Source organism: Arsenophonus nasoniae (genome assembly GCF_004768525.1).
Classification (GTDB): domain Bacteria; phylum Pseudomonadota; class Gammaproteobacteria; order Enterobacterales; family Enterobacteriaceae; genus Arsenophonus; species Arsenophonus nasoniae.
The window spans coordinates 2,204,744-2,222,278 of sequence record NZ_CP038613.1 but is presented as its reverse complement, the minus strand read 5'-3'; the positions used below and the strand labels follow the sequence as shown (position 1 = coordinate 2,222,278).

18 protein-coding genes and 2 pseudogenes are annotated in these 17,535 nt (G+C 38.0%); 8 read left to right on the top strand and 12 right to left on the bottom strand.

Going from position 1 to position 17,535, the window contains the following annotated elements; all coding sequences use genetic code 11:
• Positions 1–27: 27 nt before the first annotated feature.
• From ArsFIN_RS11150 to istA, 9 genes and pseudogenes are all read right to left on the bottom strand, one after another.
• Positions 28–222, bottom strand: coding sequence for a hypothetical protein (locus tag ArsFIN_RS11150; protein ID WP_026824018.1), 195 nt, complete (start codon positions 220–222; stop codon positions 28–30).
• 75 nt (positions 223–297) lie between these two features.
• Positions 298–852 carry a DUF2815 family protein gene (locus tag ArsFIN_RS11145; protein WP_135677726.1) on the bottom strand — a complete coding sequence of 185 codons (555 nt, stop codon included), beginning with the start codon at positions 850–852 and terminating at the stop codon, positions 298–300.
• 15 nt (positions 853–867) lie between these two features.
• Entirely contained in the window at positions 868–2,187 is a 1,320-nt protein-coding gene (locus tag ArsFIN_RS11140) for a DUF2800 domain-containing protein (RefSeq protein ID WP_135677725.1), read from the bottom strand.
• Positions 2,159–3,103: a hypothetical protein gene (locus ArsFIN_RS11135; protein ID WP_135677724.1), complete on the bottom strand. Its 945-nt coding sequence runs from the start codon at positions 3,101–3,103 to the stop codon at positions 2,159–2,161. The genes ArsFIN_RS11140 and ArsFIN_RS11135 overlap by 29 nt, the downstream gene beginning before the upstream one ends.
• A gap of 12 nt (positions 3,104–3,115) precedes the next feature.
• A complete protein-coding gene (locus ArsFIN_RS28225) occupies positions 3,116–3,250 on the bottom strand; it encodes a hypothetical protein (protein ID WP_276489382.1) in 135 nt (44 codons plus the stop codon).
• 96 nt (positions 3,251–3,346) lie between these two features.
• Positions 3,347–4,109 (bottom strand): annotated as a pseudogene (gene istB / locus ArsFIN_RS11130) (IS21-like element helper ATPase IstB).
• Positions 4,096–4,500 carry a hypothetical protein gene (locus ArsFIN_RS11125; protein ID WP_210409073.1) on the bottom strand — a complete coding sequence of 135 codons (405 nt, stop codon included), beginning with the start codon at positions 4,498–4,500 and terminating at the stop codon, positions 4,096–4,098. The pseudogene istB and the gene ArsFIN_RS11125 overlap by 14 nt, the downstream one beginning before the upstream one ends.
• A pseudogene (locus tag ArsFIN_RS11120) lies at positions 4,490–5,651 on the bottom strand (IS3 family transposase). The gene ArsFIN_RS11125 and the pseudogene ArsFIN_RS11120 overlap by 11 nt, the downstream one beginning before the upstream one ends.
• A gap of 62 nt (positions 5,652–5,713) precedes the next feature.
• The gene (gene istA, locus ArsFIN_RS11115) at positions 5,714–6,397 is read right to left on the bottom strand and encodes an IS21 family transposase (RefSeq protein WP_246067197.1); all 684 of its coding nucleotides are present in this window, start codon (positions 6,395–6,397) and stop codon (positions 5,714–5,716) included.
• A gap of 97 nt (positions 6,398–6,494) precedes the next feature.
• Here istA and ArsFIN_RS11110 point away from each other — a divergent pair, with 97 nt between their 5' ends.
• Positions 6,495–7,115, top strand: coding sequence for a super-infection exclusion protein B (locus ArsFIN_RS11110; RefSeq protein WP_135677723.1), 621 nt, complete (start codon positions 6,495–6,497; stop codon positions 7,113–7,115).
• Positions 7,116–7,241: 126 nt separating this feature from the next.
• Here the strand turns inward: ArsFIN_RS11110 and ArsFIN_RS28220 are convergent, their stop codons facing one another.
• The 3 genes from ArsFIN_RS28220 to ArsFIN_RS11100 all read right to left on the bottom strand — a co-directional run bounded on the left by ArsFIN_RS28220 (position 7,242) and on the right by ArsFIN_RS11100 (position 8,851).
• Positions 7,242–7,367: a hypothetical protein gene (locus tag ArsFIN_RS28220; RefSeq protein ID WP_276489381.1), complete on the bottom strand. Its 126-nt coding sequence runs from the start codon at positions 7,365–7,367 to the stop codon at positions 7,242–7,244.
• Between the two features lie 58 nt (positions 7,368–7,425).
• Positions 7,426–7,992 carry a hypothetical protein gene (locus tag ArsFIN_RS11105; protein WP_135677722.1) on the bottom strand — a complete coding sequence of 189 codons (567 nt, stop codon included), beginning with the start codon at positions 7,990–7,992 and terminating at the stop codon, positions 7,426–7,428.
• A gap of 184 nt (positions 7,993–8,176) precedes the next feature.
• A complete protein-coding gene (locus ArsFIN_RS11100; RefSeq protein WP_026824170.1) occupies positions 8,177–8,851 on the bottom strand; it encodes a S24 family peptidase in 675 nt (224 codons plus the stop codon).
• Positions 8,852–8,970: 119 nt separating this feature from the next.
• Here ArsFIN_RS11100 and ArsFIN_RS11095 point away from each other — a divergent pair, with 119 nt between their 5' ends.
• The 7 genes from ArsFIN_RS11095 to ArsFIN_RS11060 all read left to right on the top strand — a co-directional run bounded on the left by ArsFIN_RS11095 (position 8,971) and on the right by ArsFIN_RS11060 (position 17,511).
• Entirely contained in the window at positions 8,971–9,192 is a 222-nt protein-coding gene (locus ArsFIN_RS11095) for a helix-turn-helix transcriptional regulator (RefSeq protein ID WP_051297207.1), read from the top strand.
• 369 nt (positions 9,193–9,561) lie between these two features.
• Positions 9,562–10,721, top strand: a protein-coding gene (locus tag ArsFIN_RS11085; protein ID WP_135677411.1) for an IS3 family transposase whose coding sequence is annotated in 2 segments (ribosomal slippage) — positions 9,562–9,841 and positions 9,841–10,721 — 1,161 coding nt in all. Because the reading frame shifts where the segments join, the coding sequence is not laid out codon by codon here.
• Positions 10,711–10,968: a hypothetical protein gene (locus tag ArsFIN_RS11080; RefSeq protein ID WP_026823088.1), complete on the top strand. Its 258-nt coding sequence runs from the start codon at positions 10,711–10,713 to the stop codon at positions 10,966–10,968. The genes ArsFIN_RS11085 and ArsFIN_RS11080 overlap by 11 nt, the downstream gene beginning before the upstream one ends.
• Positions 10,969–12,407: 1,439 nt before the next feature.
• Positions 12,408–14,030: a TULIP family P47-like protein gene (locus ArsFIN_RS11075; protein ID WP_026823089.1), complete on the top strand. Its 1,623-nt coding sequence runs from the start codon at positions 12,408–12,410 to the stop codon at positions 14,028–14,030.
• Between the two features lie 21 nt (positions 14,031–14,051).
• On the top strand, positions 14,052–15,329 hold the full coding sequence (locus ArsFIN_RS11070; RefSeq protein ID WP_026823090.1) for a TULIP family P47-like protein: 1,278 nt from the start codon (positions 14,052–14,054) through the stop codon (positions 15,327–15,329).
• Positions 15,330–15,486: 157 nt separating this feature from the next.
• Positions 15,487–16,983, top strand: a complete 1,497-nt coding sequence (locus ArsFIN_RS11065; RefSeq protein WP_026823091.1) for a TULIP family P47-like protein — start codon at positions 15,487–15,489, stop codon at positions 16,981–16,983.
• 81 nt (positions 16,984–17,064) lie between these two features.
• Positions 17,065–17,511 (top strand): hypothetical protein, encoded by a 447-nt coding sequence (locus ArsFIN_RS11060; protein WP_026823092.1) that lies wholly within the window; start codon positions 17,065–17,067, stop codon positions 17,509–17,511.
• Positions 17,512–17,535: the final 24 nt, after the last annotated feature.

Below are 17,535 nucleotides of genomic sequence, written 5' to 3'. Positions count from 1 at the left end.
GGTTCGAGTCCTGCATAGCCCATCAACTCAACGATGGCTTTTTGCCAATCGTTTATTCTCTTTTCTCAGGTACTGGTTTTCTTCTGCCAGTAGTTGGATCATATTGATTAATGTTCTGGTTTCCTCATCAGCGTAAACGGGTTGTTCCAGGTTAAGCAGATAATGGTGGTTGTTACTGGGATTAGTAAGTGCAATGGTTTCACTCATATTATCTAATTTCATGTTTAACTCTCCTCAAGGAATATAGCGCGATGCCTGATTATTTCACCACCTCAGGCGGCGGTAGTTTCCCTGGTGTTAACTTGCCAATAATGCTTCTTCCTCAGCCATGCTCAGGTCGTCAAACTCGTCAACAGAAGCTACGCTTCCACCGCTAAACGCATCACCATCGCGGAAAAACTGAACGCCTCTTAATGATGCTGAAACGCCTTTACCGTTATTATCATAGGCGTAAAACTCAATGGTGGCGTTAACGTAGCAGCCTGAGTAGGGGCGTCCGTCCTGTGCAGTTAATGGTGAGGTATTACGGTCAATGACTAATGGGCGGGATTTATTACTGGCGCTGATATACAGGTTTCCGGCGTAGCCGTCGTATTCTTTATTGTCGCCATCGCGTAAGCAAAAATGGTTAGGATTATTGCAGATGTTATTATAGATTTTTTCGATATCCTTGGCGCCCCATTTCTCGCCAATCACACGTTTGATACCGGTTTTAATTTCCTCAATCAGGTGAGTACGATTTTTGGCGATTAGGAAAGTGGCACGGTATTTAAATTCACTCTGACCACTAAACTGAGAGGGTTCAAACAAATCAGGAAAAGCCAGACGTACGTTGTTTAATTTGATTTTCATAGTGTTACCTTTTAATTAAATGGATTTATCAGCGAGTGACGCTTCGGTCACATCGTCGAAGTCGTTTAAGGGGTTAGTAATAATGGCAGGTCTTGGGTCTGATTCTGGTGCGATGACGGGTTTACCGTCTGCTCGCTCAATAAGTGCTTCCAGTTTTGCCCAGCGACTCGGCTTGTCTTTTTTAAGCAATTTTTCAGCCTGTGGTGGACTGATAATTTTCTTGTGGTAGATTTGCTCCTGTTTAAGTTTGGCATTTTTTAACAGTGCTTCGGCTTCACGCTCATCACCCCAGGTGCGATTACCCTGTTTGCCAGTCACCAGTTTAAAGCCCGGTACCGATTGCCCGTTGTGTAATGTTTCGGCGACCCGATTTCGCAGGGCTTTACAAAAGCTCTCTATCAAATCAACATGCTGGTAGAGTTTTGCCATTTGTGCAGGGGTTAGCAGCGTAATGCGTTTGATAGCATCACTTAGTTGGGGGTTCAAAGGCCGAGTTAAATCGACAAAATCGCCTCTGACTTCATTATGGATAAATTGCGCCTGAGCAAAACACAATCCGCCTTTTGCTTTGCAGAACTGGCATTGCTTGATACCCGGTGAAAAGGCACTATCCGGTAGCGCATCAAGCCCGTTGCGCTCGGCGAGGGTTGCCATCTCCATGGCTTTTTGCGCCCGCAATCGGGCTAGGTCACCAAAGTCTTTTAAGTCCTCAACCGATAGCGCCCATTCAGACAGATGGTTAAGGCGGGGTTGATGGATGAAAAGCCGTACGGTTTTGAAATCATAAACAAGGTCAAACTGCTGTAACGCCCCTAGCGCGTAGAGCATGAGCTGCTCATTGTTCGGGGCATATACTTTAACGCCTTTACCGTATTTTAGGTCATGGATTTGTAGCTCATCCTCGCTGATAATAATCGCATCGGCGGTACCAAACGAATGCTCTACGTCAATGACGGCTGAAAAGTCAACGCGCTCCTCAACCTGTAAGATTTTCCCGTCCGCCAGGTGCCAGACAGTATCAACATAGGTCTGGACGTGTTCAATCATCTCTTCACCCACTTGTGGTGAGTTGGCTTTTAGCAACGGATATGTACCGATATAATCTTTTGCATCAAAGCCATATGTTCGCTTACACCCGTCACTATAGGGGTTTTGACGCATTTTTAAGACACTTTCTGCTAAAGCATGCGCCGCGCTGCCTTCTTCCGCAAATGGAGATGTTTTATCGGGTAAGGTGGCTTCTACTGCGAGACTGGCGCTACATCTCATCCATCTATGCGCTGAGGAGGGGGAAAGTTTTGCATGTTCAGCCATCACTACCCTCTGCGTTATCATCGGCTAAAACGCGTTGGGCTTTCTTGATAAACTGAACCAGATTGTCATCAGGAATATCACCTAGCCTTTTAGCGTTGAATTCATGGAGTATTTTAACGACTTCATTCCGATAGCCTTTTTTTGCCAATTCAGTGATCAGTTTTGAAGACTTAGTTCGTGGGTCTTCAGCTTCTACCAATTTCACTTCCGCCGGTGTAGGCAATTCACGCACTAATGACAAGGCAAATTCGCGACGATCGGTAATGCCAAAGAGATTATCCCAATTAGCCAACGTTTTTAGGCATATCGTAAATATTTTGGCTTTGGGAAGAAATGTCACTTTAGGTAACCCATTCAAGGCACAATACAGCGCATCAATTTGCCCAGTGACGCTATCAGCTTTCTCGGATGCAAGCGTTGCGGTGGCTTTAGCGACTTGCGTACTGTCAGGTTTAAGCGCTTTGTCACCAAACAAGACGGATAGGGCGACGACGTGACGCAAATCAAGCGATTCAATATCAACCGGTTCGGGCTTAGGTTCAGGTTCAGGCGCTACTTTAGGGGTTTCAACAATCGGTTTAACGGCTTTAGCAGGTTTCGCTTCTGCCTTAGGGGCTTGAACCTTTTTCTCGGCGACAACGGTGGCTGGTTTGTCTTCAGCGCTAGCGGGCACTTCGATAGTAATTTTAGGCTCAATCACTTCTTGAGGCTCAACCATAGCTGATGGCACGACAGGTTGAGGCTTAACGTCCGGTGTGAAGGGTTTTGGTTTGTTCGCCCTTGTCGGTTCATTTGGGTCACTCGGGTCATGTTCAGTATGTGCGACCAACTGACTAATTAACATTTTATGGGCTTCGGCCAGTTGATTGTGCGCCATGATCATTTGCGTGTGGTTTTCTGCCAGTCTTGCCAGCAGGGGAGTATTTGTGGTAAGCATTATGCGTTGACCTTAACGGTATATAGTGACAGGGAACTGGTGATTGCCATTGCGCTTTAGCGCTTCTAATTTTTGTAAATAGCGTAAACGCCGGACGTTGTTGTTCATCGGAAATCGCTCCGATGACAGGATTTTTGCTTTTTGCATGGTGGTTTTTCCGATGGAATGGGTTAGATGTCAACGATCACCGAAAACTGATCCACTTTTTATCTAAATCCGATCAATCAAAATTGATCCACTGTTTTACTCAGTTATTGCTCCTGAGCGCCGCTTATCTTTCAATCGGTAGCTTTCACCGCTTAATTGCAGTACATGCGAATGATGAAGTAAACGATCAAGCATAGCGGCAGTTAATGTTGCGTCATCAGCAAAAGCACTTGGCCATTGCCCAAATGATAGGTTACTCGTCAATATGACACTGCCATGCTCATAACGCTTGGCAATCACATTGAAAAACAGGTTTGCTTCTTCTCGCCCAAACGGCAGGTATCCAATCTCATCGATAATCAACAACTTCGGGGCCATCACCGAACGTGATAGATATTGTTTGAGCTTATTTTGTCGTTTGGCAGTTGAGAGTTGCAACATCAGTTCAGCTGCCGTGGTAAAGCGGGTTTTCTTCTTGGCCTGTACTGCTTTTAATCCTAACCCAATAGCTAAATGCGTTTTGCCTACACCGCTTGGGCCAAGCAACACGACATTTTCATTACGTTCAATAAACGTTAATGCGCTTAATTCCTGTATGTGTTGTTTGGGGATCCCCGTTGCAAACTTAAAATCGAACGTATTAAGTTCTTTATGTGCTGGGAATCCTGCCATCCGACTCAAAAGATTACGAGTTCGTTCATCTCGTTGTTGTTGCTCACATTTTAACAGGGACAGTAAAAAACTCTCCGTAGCTTTTGTCTTGGGCAATGCATTTTTCGGCAAGTGATGACCAATGAGTCGGAATAGAATTTAATTTCAATGACTCACACAGGTGTTCAATTTGTTCATGCAATAACATGTTCACCTCCCAGTAATGCTTCGTATACGCTGATTGAGTGTTGCAAACTGACAGATTCAAGGGGCGGTACGATAGGGATATTAAGCGTATTAGTCTGTGGGATAGATTGGCAAACCCTTGCTGGTAAGGGTAGAAGAGACTTAACTTCCTTAGCTAATCTATCTGCTGGCTTCTCTAACGTTGTTCCATGAATTCGCTGATGGGCAACGCGTTGTAACCATGGACCCACTTTTGCATTAGCTATTTCAATATCCAGTTCAAGATTATGAGCACGAAGGTCGGTGTTTAATGGCACGATAAAGCTGTTTTTTAAATAGTGGTTAAAGCGCTCTACTTTCCCTTTCGTTTTTGTGTAATGGTCAACAAATTCTGTAGAAGATCTAAGCGGCATTTTTTAGTTCATGATATTTTTGATGTGGCGTTAAATAACCAATCGTTGAATGGCGTCGATAATAATTGTAAAACTGAATATAATTTTCAACTTCACAGACAACAGATTGATGATTCATAAACGATAAACGGTTAAGTCTTTCTGTCTTTAAACTCCTAAAAAATCTTTCCATCACGGCATTATCGAGGCAATTACCTCGCCGACTCATGCTTTGAGTTATTTTCCGTTCAAAGAGGTGCGCCCTAAACTCCTCCGATGAATATTGGCAACCTTGATCTGAATGGAACATCAAACTTGTCGTATCCGGTAATTGCCGTTCAATTGCGTTATCTAAGGCTTCTTTCACTAATTTCGAATCCGGTTTTGTTGATAAGGCATAACCAATAATTTCTTTGGTGGCTAAATCCAACACACAGGCTAAATAGCTCCACCCATAGTGATGTCTAATATACGTGATATCCCCGACATAATAGTGATTATGCTGTTCAGGGGAAAATTGTCGTTTAAGCAAATTAGGGGCATATCGATGTTCGTTACCCAATGAGTGATAGTAGTGCTTTTTCGTTGGTCTAATTGCAACTAATTGATTTAATTTCATGATGTTCGATATTTTATAAGTGCCAATTTGGTGCCCTAAACCCTTTAACTCGGCTTGAATACGTCTTTTTGCCATAAATTTGACCCGATGTATAAAAAATACGTTTGATTTCGCCACACAGTCTTTCATTTTCAACTGTCGGTATTTTCGTTTCATAATAAAAACTACTGCTGCTTACTTCAAAAAGATGGCATAACTCAGTGACCGTAAAATTGGGGTACATGATTTTCAGTTGCTTCACGATTTTGAGTTTTGATTGTCGAGGATGAAGTAAGCCGCGGCTTTTTTTAATATGTCATTATCCCCTCTGAGCACGCTTAAGTTGAACTTCTAATTCTTGTATGCGCTGTTGCTCGGGTGTTAACGCTTTTGATTTTACAGGCGTATTCCCATTTAACTCGGCAAGATATTGTTGCTTCCATCGTGATACGGCAGATTTACCCGCACCGGATATTTTTTCAACTTGGATATTGCTATATCCACCTTCAACCATGAGTTTTGCATATTCCAGTTTTTGCTTTCCGCTAAAGGTTACTTTTACTTTTCGGGTCATATTTATACCTATAAGATTTTGCTTAATTATAAGCTATAAATCTCTACAGTTTTATTAGACCACTACATTGCCCTGTAGGGCTTGCAAGCCTTCAATTTAAACCCGTAATCTTTCGACATTTGAAGCATTTCGACATGTAATTTATGCTCACCTTCTGCATAAGCATCCCGTTCGATGATGAGGGATTTTGCGTTATCACACAATACTTCCTGTGGTACACCACCAAAGTAGTCGAAAGCTTCTCTTAAACCTTGCTGCCACGATTCTGCTCGTTCATTATCAAAGAACTTTACATAACTCGCACGCGAATAGCCTAGCGTTGCAACAAACGCTTTCAGCGATTTTTTACCTCGCCGGATGCTGGTGAAGTCGATTTGCATTTGTTGACCTGGCTGTGTTTCAAAACGGACGACTACTTCGGGAACAATGCTTGGTTTAAATTGACAAACAAATCGGCGTAATTGAGCAATACCACCTTGATAGCCGTTTTCAACTACCTCATCAAATAAGACTGTTGCAGGGATCCAATCAGGTTTAGCCAGTTCAATTCGCTGAAGCAAATAAGGTTTAAAGGGGGATAATTTAGTCGGTTGTTGACTTCTTTTAGCATAAGTTGGCATTGTCTGTTGTTGTAAATGATGTTTTACGGTGTTACGGGATATACCCAACTCACTGGCAATTTTTCGAAGGCTTTGTCCTTGTGCAAAGCGAACATGAATATCCACAAATATCTCCTTGGTTAACATAAATTATCCGTACAAAAATGTGCGAATAATACCAAGTGGATCAGTTTTAGATGATCGTTAGTGGATCAGTTTTGCATGATCGGTGACAAGATAAGGTATGCCTGATTATTTAGCCACTTCAGGCCGCAGTGGTTTCTCTTGTACCCCTACAGAGAGAAATAAGCTAAAATTCTCTCACCCCTTACAGAGTGAGAGAATTAAGCCTATGAACAACACTTGGTGGCAGGAATTTGTTCGTTTCTTCCTGCAAGGAATAACCCTAAATCGGCTGATTTATATGCTTATTATTTTTGTGTTGTTAATATTCATCACGCCCGCATCAATAAAAGACTGGATTAATTCCAGTAGTCCAGAGATTTTTTCATCTTACTGGCTTTATTTTGTTTTCTTTCTTGTGAGTTATGTTATTGCACAATTAATTAGTTTTCTGACAGTGTTTACTAAACGAAGGTTCAGGAATTTGATTGAATGTCCAAACAGGGCTGCAATATTAAATACATTAACACATGATGAAATTGATTTACTTAAGCATATTGTTAGGTCTGGCGAGATTGTTGAATTGCCAACGCAAAACGAAACTGTCAAAGGGTTAATAAGAAAAGGCATAATCGCTTATTATGATTATCCTGATGCTCCGATGGTTTTTACTGGGGATGAGAAACAGCTTTTCAAACTAACTAACTATTACAAAAATATTTTAAAGTTTGTAGATATTTAAGTTATTTTATTGAGGGAAAAGTCCGCCATTCAATCTCCTGAAGCCGATGAGCACTAACTAAAAACACAGTGCTAACCGATTCTCTATCAAAAAACCTAATTGATAGGTGCTTATTTTTAGCAACCATTATCGGTTACTCCAAAATATTAATAGGTTGTTGTAATGCGCTAAGGCGGTTTTTTGCGTAGCCAGCCAATCCTCAAGTTCTTCACTGCTTAAATTCGGGTTGAAAAAATAAGGTTTTTTATTCATGAATTTATATCCTCGGCTTAACTGTCATCACCGTCTGTAAGTGGCTTCTCAGAAATACCTAACCCCTGAAAATCTTCCGGATTAAGCCCGGAACTACGTAAATGGAATAACATTGAACAAAGCTGCGACTGGTATTGATTGGCGCTTGAAAATAAACTGGACATTGGGCTTTGGCGAAGTGATCTTGGAAGGCGCTCATTAACCCCCCCCCTAAACGCATAATTTGTTGTTCAAAATGTTCTGCACATCCTGAAATATAAAATAGTCGCTCTTTTAAGTCAGAAAGGGTGGCTAATTCTGTTTTCAGCCACTCAATTAACGCTTCAAGACTTAAGCTAGCTGTGTAAATAAAGGGTTCATTACCATAGTCCTGTGTTTGATCCTCTTCACTTTTCAGCTTGAAGTCATCATCATCATAATGATTCTTTGAACGGGTTGATTGCATTTTCTTAACCTCAGATGGTAGAGATAGATTACTGTCGTCACTCACCATAGACCACTTCGCAAAATGACCTATAATTAGTGTTTTTGCGTTTGTACAGTCTGGTATGGCTGCCTGTCCCTTGACATTGCTGTCTTGCAAAGAGCGGATCGCACTCAATGCAACGTGCATCGCTACACTCATACAGACATAACGCGCTGTACATTCCGACTTTCTAAATTGTTAAAGAGCGTATTGGTAGTTATTTATATTTAACTGAATTTTTATTTCCATATAATTTATAATTGAATTTCTCCATCATGTCAATTCATATTTGAATTATTAAGGCTAAAAAATTATGATTTGATGGATTAATACAAAAAAAACTCTATAAACAATCATATAGAGAAGGTTTAGCGATTCCTCCAACATAAAGTATTTTTTCTATTCTATTTATATCAAAATGGAGAGGGGGGTGATTTTCGTTTATTGAGATCACAACGATTACCCCATCTCTTTCATAAAGGAAAGTTTTAACCATAGCTTCTCCCTCAGATGTTGTAATGAAAACTTCATCTCCGGGCAAATAAGTATGGTTAGGTTCAATAACTACATATTCTCCGTTTTTTATCCTTGGTTTCATTGAATCTCCTATACATTTTAGAGCAAACGCATCAGGATCCTTTGTTGGCCAATTTATATATCCGTCACCATAACCTATAGGATATTCCAGTTCTTCCCAATAACCTTCACTACCTAATTGTGCGTTGCCTAAAACTGGGATTGCTTTAAATTGAAATATTTCTTCGGCCTTTAGTACATTGCTTGATAATTTACTACTTCCTATATCTTTTTCGACTAGTTCGCTAACTGGGATATTAAAATAAGATGCTACCTGTTTTAATAATGCATATTTAGGCTCTTTAATTTCTCCAGAAATTAATCTATGCATCGTTGGCTGTGGTATTCTTGTTCTACGAGCTAATTCTGTGACATTTTCTATATCCCTCTCTTTCATTAGCACTTGTATATTTCTTATCAGTCTGTCAGTTGTGGTTATCATAATTTCCCCGCTATTCATAGATGAATATTTATATATGAATATTTTAATATGGATTTCAACTTAATATTGAATTAATATAAATTCATAGATGAATTTAATGATGTGAGGAAATGTGAAAAATGGCACCCAAAAATATGATTGAATACTTAATTAATTCAGGTTTAACTCAAATACAAATTCAACAAAAAACAGGTATTAGTCAGCCATCAATCAGTAGGCTTTTATCTGGTAAAAATTCTGATCCTCGTATTTCTGTTTTGAAAGCTATAGAAAGTTTATATATTGAAGCGAAAAACTCTAAAGATAAACAGGTAGTTGCTTCAAACACTAAGGCCAAATAACCCATGCAAATAAATTATTCTGTCGGGCGTAGTGTTACTGATCAGCGCCCGAGTCCTGCTGTTGCTGGCTCGTATGACGAGCGTGATCACCTAAAAACATGGGGTGCGTTACCTGATGAATGGGTGCACTTCGATTTAGTCCTTGGTTATACCGATAGGTTATTACCTGTGGTCTGTAATGCTGAGGCTACGATTTCGCCTTCCAGTAAAATGAAAGCACTAGGTAAAACGCCCTCAATCTATAATTCTCAGCGACAGGTTATTGGTATAACCGAATGGACTAGCAAATCTTCCACAGGGGATGTAGTGGTCTAATAAAACTGTAGAGATTTATAGCTTATAATTAAGCCAAATCTTATAGGTATAAATATGACCCGAAAAGTAAAAGTAACCTTTAGCGGAAAGCAAAAACTGGAATATGCAAAACTCATGGTTGAAGGTGGATATAGCAATATCCAAGTTGAAAAAATATCCGGTGCGGGTAAATCTGCCGTATCACGATGGAAGCAACAATATCTTGCCGAGTTAAATGGGAATACGCCTGTAAAATCAAAAGCGTTAACACCCGAGCAACAGCGCATACAAGAATTAGAAGTTCAACTTAAGCGTGCTCAGAGGGATAATGACATATTAAAAAAAGCCGCGGCTTACTTCATCCTCGACAATCAAAACTCAAAATCGTGAAGCAACTGAAAATCATGTACCCCAATTTTACGGTCACTGAGTTATGCCATCTTTTTGAAGTAAGCAGCAGTAGTTTTTATTATGAAACGAAAATACCGACAGTTGAAAATGAAAGACTGTGTGGCGAAATCAAACGTATTTTTTATACATCGGGTCAAATTTATGGCAAAAGACGTATTCAAGCCGAGTTAAAGGGTTTAGGGCACCAAATTGGCACTTATAAAATATCGAACATCATGAAATTAAATCAATTAGTTGCAATTAGACCAACGAAAAAGCACTACTATCACTCATCGGGTAACGAACATCGATATGCCCCTAATTTGCTTAAACGACAATTTTCCCCTGAACAGCATAATCACTATTATGTCGGGGATATCACGTATATTAGACATCACTATGGGTGGAGCTATTTAGCCTGTGTGTTGGATTTAGCCACCAAAGAAATTATTGGTTATGCCTTATCAACAAAACCGGATTCGAAATTAGTGAAAGAAGCCTTAGATAACGCAATTGAACGGCAATTACCGGATACGACAAGTTTGATGTTCCATTCAGATCAAGGTTGCCAATATTCATCGGAGGAGTTTAGGGCGCACCTCTTTGAACGGAAAATAACTCAAAGCATGAGTCGGCGAGGTAATTGCCTCGATAATGCCGTGATGGAAAGATTTTTTAGGAGTTTAAAGACAGAAAGACTTAACCGTTTATCGTTTATGAATCATCAATCTGTTGTCTGTGAAGTTGAAAATTATATTCAGTTTTACAATTATTATCGACGCCATTCAACGATTGGTTATTTAACGCCACATCAAAAATATCATGAACTAAAAAATGCCGCTTAGATCTTCTACAGAATTTGTTGACCATTACAGGCAATCCGTGGTCGCTAATTTTACACGAGCAGCGGTAAGCGCAACCGATTTAGTGAAAGCTTCTTTGAATAAAGAGTATGTAGCAATTAGTACCTTTGAACAATTCGTGCATAATTTTACCAATACTCATTCTTTATCAAACAGCAAAATAGCTAAAATAGAGTCAGCGCAATTTGCCGATAGTTTAGTGATAGGCGTTAAATTAGCAACCGGCTAATATTAACGACAAGATAAATCATATTATTTGGTAAATAATATGATTTATTATCTCATTTAATAAATTAAGGTAAAAATAAAAATGAATTATTCACTGAATGAAATAATAGAGATTGACTGAATTAAAATATATGAAAAAATCCAACTACTTTTTTATCGAGATAAACTGAATTAAGCCCGCAAATTTTATCTATTTCTTATTGTAAACAACAGAAATGATAATTATATAAAGTTATTATAAATAAACATTATTAACAGCAATGGATATTTTTATTTTAACTTTTATAATCTAATCAATTATTTGGAAAATATTTTTCATTTATTTGCCAATGTCTTTTAATTAGTAATTAATTATTTCAATATTGCCCATCAGCACTAATGATTTCACTCTGTCCTGTGGTTGTTGTTTTTACCAATGATTAAGACATCAATAATCGCTGTGACTCTTTGGCTTGAGTGTTATTTTATTGTTTACAACAGCGTTAATGAGGTAGGCATAATATTAAATATGCTTTTTTGTCAGTATTGTTACGGCCGTAATTATCGCTGCTATTAACAATTCAATATCGACCCACTATCGTCATTCAGTAGTTAATTAACTCAGTCTAGTAATAAAATTGTCCATACAAAGTCGCAACTTGTTGTCAGCTGATGATAACCTTTTGCTTTAATAAAACCTACGAACTCCATAATTTAAAGAAAAATTTATTTAGTAAGTTGTTAACTTAATTAAATAAATAATGATTGAAAGCCAGTTATCAACTCTATTCTCAAAGCAAAATATATTAGGCTTTTACCACAATAGCCATATTCTTCTTAGAATAGCGATGTGACAACGGTCAACATTTAAAGTAAATTCAGCTTAGCCATGGTGCTATATATAATATAAAAGTATTAGTTAAGTTTGGTTTACAATTAGATATTGTTACTGTAAATAACAAAAAAGAAAATAACCTTGTTTAGTATTAACTAAATAGTAAATAGAACATTACCATTAACGGCAAAAAAATAAAAATAACATTATTTAGTATTAACCAAATAATTAATAGGTTATTACAGTTGCGCTAACAAAAATAAAATGTCACTTTTTTTTATTAATTTATAAAATTGGTAAAAATAATTATTCTTAATTCGATGAAAATAATTTTTTTCTAATAAAATTAAGCTAATTTTATCTTGACGGAATTTTTCTTTGATGCAAATCTCTGGCTTCAACTACCATGAAAACAGACAATTAACAGAGGTAAATTATGCCTAAATTTTATTAAATTAATTTTAGTTTAGTAAAATAAAAATCACACATTAACAATATAAAAGTTTGTCAATTTAATAAAAACGACAGGGGAATTATCAATATTAATATTCACAATAATATTTGATTACTTGACATTTGTAAAAAACATATCTCAATTCTATTAATGAAATTAAGCGAGGTAAGTTATGCCTTCCGTATCAACAAGTGGATGGGATGTTGTCAGTCTCACGGATATTGACACATTAAATAAAATAGCGGGTGAAAATCATCCTTATCCCGATAAATTCGAACAAACAACCAAAATTATCGGGCAACAACTGAAAATCGAAGGACGGTGGGGAGAATGGCGGATAGCCAATGAGGCAAGTGGAAAAAATGTTTATATGCAATGTGTCATCCAAAATGGGAGCGCAACTATTTTCGGTAAAAATTATCCTCTCAATGCCAATGAAGAGCTCTCTTCAGTCACGATTCAAATTTCACTGGCGGGACTGGAAGCTTTACCTGAGAAATGGCTTAGCCAGGATGATGACACCTCTATTATAACTGAACAGACGCAATGCTTTGAATTGATCATTAATCAGCAAGAAGTCATCATCATAACCCAAGCAAATTTTACCAATCCAGAGTTATATTCTGAAGATGTTGGTTTAGCAACGCCAATAGAAAGTGCTTTTAAACTATGGTTAAACAACAATATTGACCAGTTGAAGCAAATTTTTTCCGTCGTGCTGATCGGATTAAGAGCCAATAAAGGCGATTTTCAATGGTTAAAGCCTTCAGCCTATAGCTACTCTGCTAATAGCTCGATCGATAAAAAAACCGCCGCATTTGGTGCCTTAACCTTAATTGATGGCAAAACGGATATCGGTCATTTACAACAAACTGTTGATATTGCTGCCTTACAGTTGGTTAAGCCATTTGGTGCAAATGCGGCTTTAAGTGTCAGTAAGGCAATGTTTGTTAAGCATATTCTTTTACCGGCGGCAATTGCCATTGTTAAAAGCTCAACTGCAGCGGATTTTGATATCAGTGAAAGCGGGCTTTCCCTTACCAATAACCGAGAAATGCTTTGGCAAGAGTTTGACGGGCCTAATGGTGAAAAAATGTCGCCAATGTTACCAAAGGAAAGTTTTAATTTAACCCTGCAATCGGATTATATCCATATCTCGATTGTAGGCGCCCATTATCGGCCACGGGCTGGTATGACGCTTTACATGAATCTTGAACAAAATTTTAAATACAAAGTTGAAAAAAATAAACAGGGTGAGCCGGTTTTTGTACCGGATAATGAAGGTTTAGGTGACGGAACGCTTAGTTGTACTGTTGTACTTGACGATTGGTTGAAATGGTATGAATTGGTGATGAGCATTATTACCCTTATTGCATCAGTTTTAGCCTTAGGCACTTGGTTTGCTGGTGGGCTTGCCAAGGCGGCACGAGCTACGGTAGAGGGTGTAGAAGCAACAAGAACAGCCACTTTTTCCTTTAGATTCTTTAAAAGCATTAGCAATACACGAATTTTAGCACCAATAGCAGCTAGGATTGCGCGAGGAGTGGCTTCTCATCCGACGATATTTAATACGATTAAAATTGCCTCGAATGTTACAGCTGCAACGACAGGGATTGCTTGGGGTTCCATTCTATTATCAGACGCTATTTATAAACAGATTTATGATGATGTGCCTGCTTTTCGACAATTTGCCAGCAACATTACTTCCGCCGTGAAATGGCCAGAAATCGATAATATCGAATTAAAGTCAGCCACATTAGCTGACAGTTTTGTTATTGGCCTTAACTTAACTTAATAAAAATATAAGGATCTATTTATGGATATGTTTAATTGGGATCTAGTTTGTGCTGCTTCTTGTACATCAATTAATAACAAATTAAAAACCGCGCAAGATTTATTAATTAAAAATTTTTCTTATACCAATGAAAATAATAGCACCATTAATGGCGAATTTGATAGTTGGCAAATTGTTCCGGGTGGCAGTTCACAGCGAATTAATTTTATTACCCCAATAAAATCTGGTCGATTATCGACTACGATTGCCGGCAAAAGAATAGAGGTGGCGGTGAATGGTATCTGTCCAAAAATTGCTGTTGAACTGCAATTTGTCGGTAGCAATGATTTAACAAAGACACAATTAAAATTTAATTGTCAGCAAGTGGTGCAGGAAAAAAAGGACGTTTTTTCCGGTGCTGGCAGCGTTGTTATATTAGATGATGATATTAATAATATCTTCCCGGCAGATGAAAGAATTATTTCAGAAATGTTCAGCGCATTGATGGCTGAAATGATTGTAGCCAATAAAGAACAATTGCAGTTTGTTTTTTCCGATCTGATTAGTTTACCGGAAGATAACAATGGTTGGTTGCAAACCCATATTATTCAATATACTTACAATGAGCCTATTAATGGTGAATTGGGCGCCTTAGCGGTGCTGGCTATTTTAGATTGTAATCCCAATCCACCTAACTTAGCTGATTTACAATTACAATTTGATCCGGCGCTAATGAGAAGTACCGACTCAATTGGCTTTGCCATTGCCAAATGGGCTTTTCTAAAACATGTGATCCTAGCAGGGCTACCGGAAATATTTAAGGGCGCTAATCGCAATCATTTTAAACTAGTTGAAAATAATGTTATTCGTAATAATGGCAATATCCCGTTAAATCCAATCAACGGCTATACCCCCTATTTTGAAAATGCCCTAGTGCAAATTGTTGATGACAAAATCGTTATTAATAACACCAGTGGGCGCTGCGATGTGGTTTATAATAGTAGCTACGTTACTTTTAGTTTATCCGGCATTTATTCTGTTTCGTTACAACGTCAAAATAACCGTATTAAAGTCAGCTTAAATTCTGTTTCAACTCCCTCATTTAGTGCTTCGGTTTATGATCCCCTGGCTTTAGCTTTCTGGATCTTTGGTGGCTGGGTGGTTGATGCCCTGTTACGGGGAATTAAAAGCCAAATGGAATATTTGTTATGGAGTTTTGGCTACTATGGCCTTGAGTTCGATGTTTTCCCCGTCACAATGAACGTTGTAGCAGATTATAAAGAGTGTGGATTAGCAGAAAACTTCTTTATGCGCGGATAGCCGATCTAATTTTTAACAGGAAGTCAATTATGCATGAAATAGCAACCTATGGTTGGGTTGTCATTTATGCCATGCAATACGATATGATTAATCAATCAATTCAGGCAAATCATCGTTATCCCAAACAATTTTCGGCCGAAAAAAAATAGTAGGCAGTTTGTATCGTATTAGTGGCAGCTGGGCGAGTTGGGCGTTGAAAAATGGCGGTAGTGGTAAGAATATTTGGCTGGAATGTTTTGTTTCAGAAGGCAGTTTTTTTAACAATAATAACGAGGTTATTCACGACTTAGCAGCTACGCGTCTGACGATACAGGTTAATTTAGCCAAGTTTCACGATCAAACAAAAAGAATTAAAGATACAACCTCTATCAATGAGGGCAAAGCCTGGGTATTAAAGGTAAATAGTCAGGCAACGGAAAATTCAAAAGCGGTGGTTATCCTGGCGAGTGAATATAGGAATATTCCAGCCGAAGATAGTGCGGTTATCGATCAACTGTTTGATAACTATTTCAATGACAATATTCAGCAATTTGACCAAATTTTCACCATCGTAATGCTCGAACTGGAAGCTAAAGATAAAGATTTGCAATGGATCAAACCGTCAGCTTTTAGCTATGCCGTCCAGCCGATGATAAAAGGAAAATCCGATGATTTATTTGGTTGTTTAAATCGGATTGATGGTAAGACGGCGATCGAGCATTTACAACAATCGTTAGATGCCAGAATCGGAAATTATTTTTCCAATGATGTCAATGGCTTAATTATTGTCAGTAAAGAAATGTATACTAAACATTTTCTTTTACCCGCGGCGTTAAATTTACTCAAAGGCAGTAAAGCCGAGGATTTTGCCATCAGTGCGCAAGGCTTATCAATTCACAATAAAGTGCCGTTAACCTGGGGAGATTTTGTCGTAGGATCAGAGCAAAATCCTGAGACTGTCGCGCCCTTGATCCCGGCTCACGGTCTGCAAATTAATCTACAAGGAGAAAATATCAATCTTAATGTTAGCGGCGCCACTTTCAGACCAAAAAGTGGGGGGATAACCACAACAATCAATATCAATCAATCGATGGGTTTTGCAACGGTTAGAAAAAACCCTAACGAGATTATATTTATTCCCGATTTAAATAATATCAAACAAACCAGTATTAATATTAGCAATAAAGTGGATAAAGGTACCATCATTGGTGAGATAATTGCTGGCGTTCTGATCCTTATTACCTCAATTGTAGCCGGTGTCGCCGCATGGCGCGATCTCCGTACCATTAGAGATGTTGCTGCCGCGACCGAATTAGGTGAAGAAATGGTCATATTTAATCGAGAGCTCAGTGAAATTAATTTATTGAGTGAAGAAAGTATATGGTCTACCGCTACGGTTATGGATAATGGCGAAATGTTGCCTGTTTCTTTGCCTATGTATAATTTTCTCGCGGTTGGGCAATCCGTGGTAGCTAATTTTTCATTAGAGGCGGTTACTGCAACCGATTTAGTCAAAGCGGCTTTCAATAAAGAATATGCAGGAATTAGTACCTTTGAGCAATTTGTGCATAATTTTACCAGTACTAATTCATTGCCGAAGAGCAAAATAGCTAAAATAGACTCAGCAAAATTTGCCGATAGTTTAGTAATCGGCGTTAAATTAACTGATGAATAATATTAAATATAATATAAATCATATTATTTGAAAAATAATATGATTTATTCCCTCCAACAATAAATAAGGTAAAAATAAATCATGATCTATTCACTGAATGAAGTAACAGGGTTTGGCCGAATTGAAATGCTGGAAGAAAATTTAAATGCCTTTTCTTATCAAGATAAAACAAATTATCCTACCAAATTTTATCTATTTTTTACTGCAATCGACAGAAATAATAATTATATAACATTTAATGAAACAGTATTAGCAAACGCCATCTATAACCAACAAATTAAACTAGTAAATTTCCTTACTGGATTGGAATATACTTTGGGTGCATCAGCGGCAGAAAATAAGGACTTTTTTGCTAGTCGTTTTTTTATTAAAAATGATATTAATGTTATTGAAATAACCGCAGGTAATTTTTATGGCTATGCACCAATTAGTGTGGTTTTTACAATAAATAATAATAGTAAAATTTCAACCGAGTTTATGTCACTTTCCGGCTTTGAAAGTCGAGTATTAATAGCCAGAAATAAATAATCATTTATATTAAAAACTATTTTC

Bases quoted from the DNA above. Each gene is read 5' to 3' on its own strand.
- ArsFIN_RS11150 (WP_026824018.1), bottom strand. From the start codon at position 222: ATGAAATTAGATAATATGAGTGAAACCATTGCACTTACTAATCCCAGT.
- ArsFIN_RS11145 (WP_135677726.1), bottom strand. From the start codon at position 852: ATGAAAATCAAATTAAACAACGTACGTCTGGCTTTTCCTGATTTGTTT.
- ArsFIN_RS11140 (WP_135677725.1), bottom strand. From the start codon at position 2,187: ATGATAACGCAGAGGGTAGTGATGGCTGAACATGCAAAACTTTCCCCC.
- ArsFIN_RS11135 (WP_135677724.1), bottom strand. From the start codon at position 3,103: ATGCTTACCACAAATACTCCCCTGCTGGCAAGACTGGCAGAAAACCAC.
- ArsFIN_RS28225 (WP_276489382.1), bottom strand. From the start codon at position 3,250: ATGCAAAAAGCAAAAATCCTGTCATCGGAGCGATTTCCGATGAACAAC.
- ArsFIN_RS11125 (WP_210409073.1), bottom strand. From the start codon at position 4,500: ATGCCGCTTAGATCTTCTACAGAATTTGTTGACCATTACACAAAAACG.
- istA (WP_246067197.1), bottom strand. From the start codon at position 6,397: ATGTTAACCAAGGAGATATTTGTGGATATTCATGTTCGCTTTGCACAA.
- ArsFIN_RS11110 (WP_135677723.1), top strand. From the start codon at position 6,495: ATGCCTGATTATTTAGCCACTTCAGGCCGCAGTGGTTTCTCTTGTACC.
- ArsFIN_RS28220 (WP_276489381.1), bottom strand. From the start codon at position 7,367: ATGAATAAAAAACCTTATTTTTTCAACCCGAATTTAAGCAGTGAAGAA.
- ArsFIN_RS11105 (WP_135677722.1), bottom strand. From the start codon at position 7,992: ATGAGTGTAGCGATGCACGTTGCATTGAGTGCGATCCGCTCTTTGCAA.
- ArsFIN_RS11100 (WP_026824170.1), bottom strand. From the start codon at position 8,851: ATGATAACCACAACTGACAGACTGATAAGAAATATACAAGTGCTAATG.
- ArsFIN_RS11095 (WP_051297207.1), top strand. From the start codon at position 8,971: ATGGCACCCAAAAATATGATTGAATACTTAATTAATTCAGGTTTAACT.
- ArsFIN_RS11080 (WP_026823088.1), top strand. From the start codon at position 10,711: ATGCCGCTTAGATCTTCTACAGAATTTGTTGACCATTACAGGCAATCC.
- ArsFIN_RS11075 (WP_026823089.1), top strand. From the start codon at position 12,408: ATGCCTTCCGTATCAACAAGTGGATGGGATGTTGTCAGTCTCACGGAT.
- ArsFIN_RS11070 (WP_026823090.1), top strand. From the start codon at position 14,052: ATGGATATGTTTAATTGGGATCTAGTTTGTGCTGCTTCTTGTACATCA.
- ArsFIN_RS11060 (WP_026823092.1), top strand. From the start codon at position 17,065: ATGATCTATTCACTGAATGAAGTAACAGGGTTTGGCCGAATTGAAATG.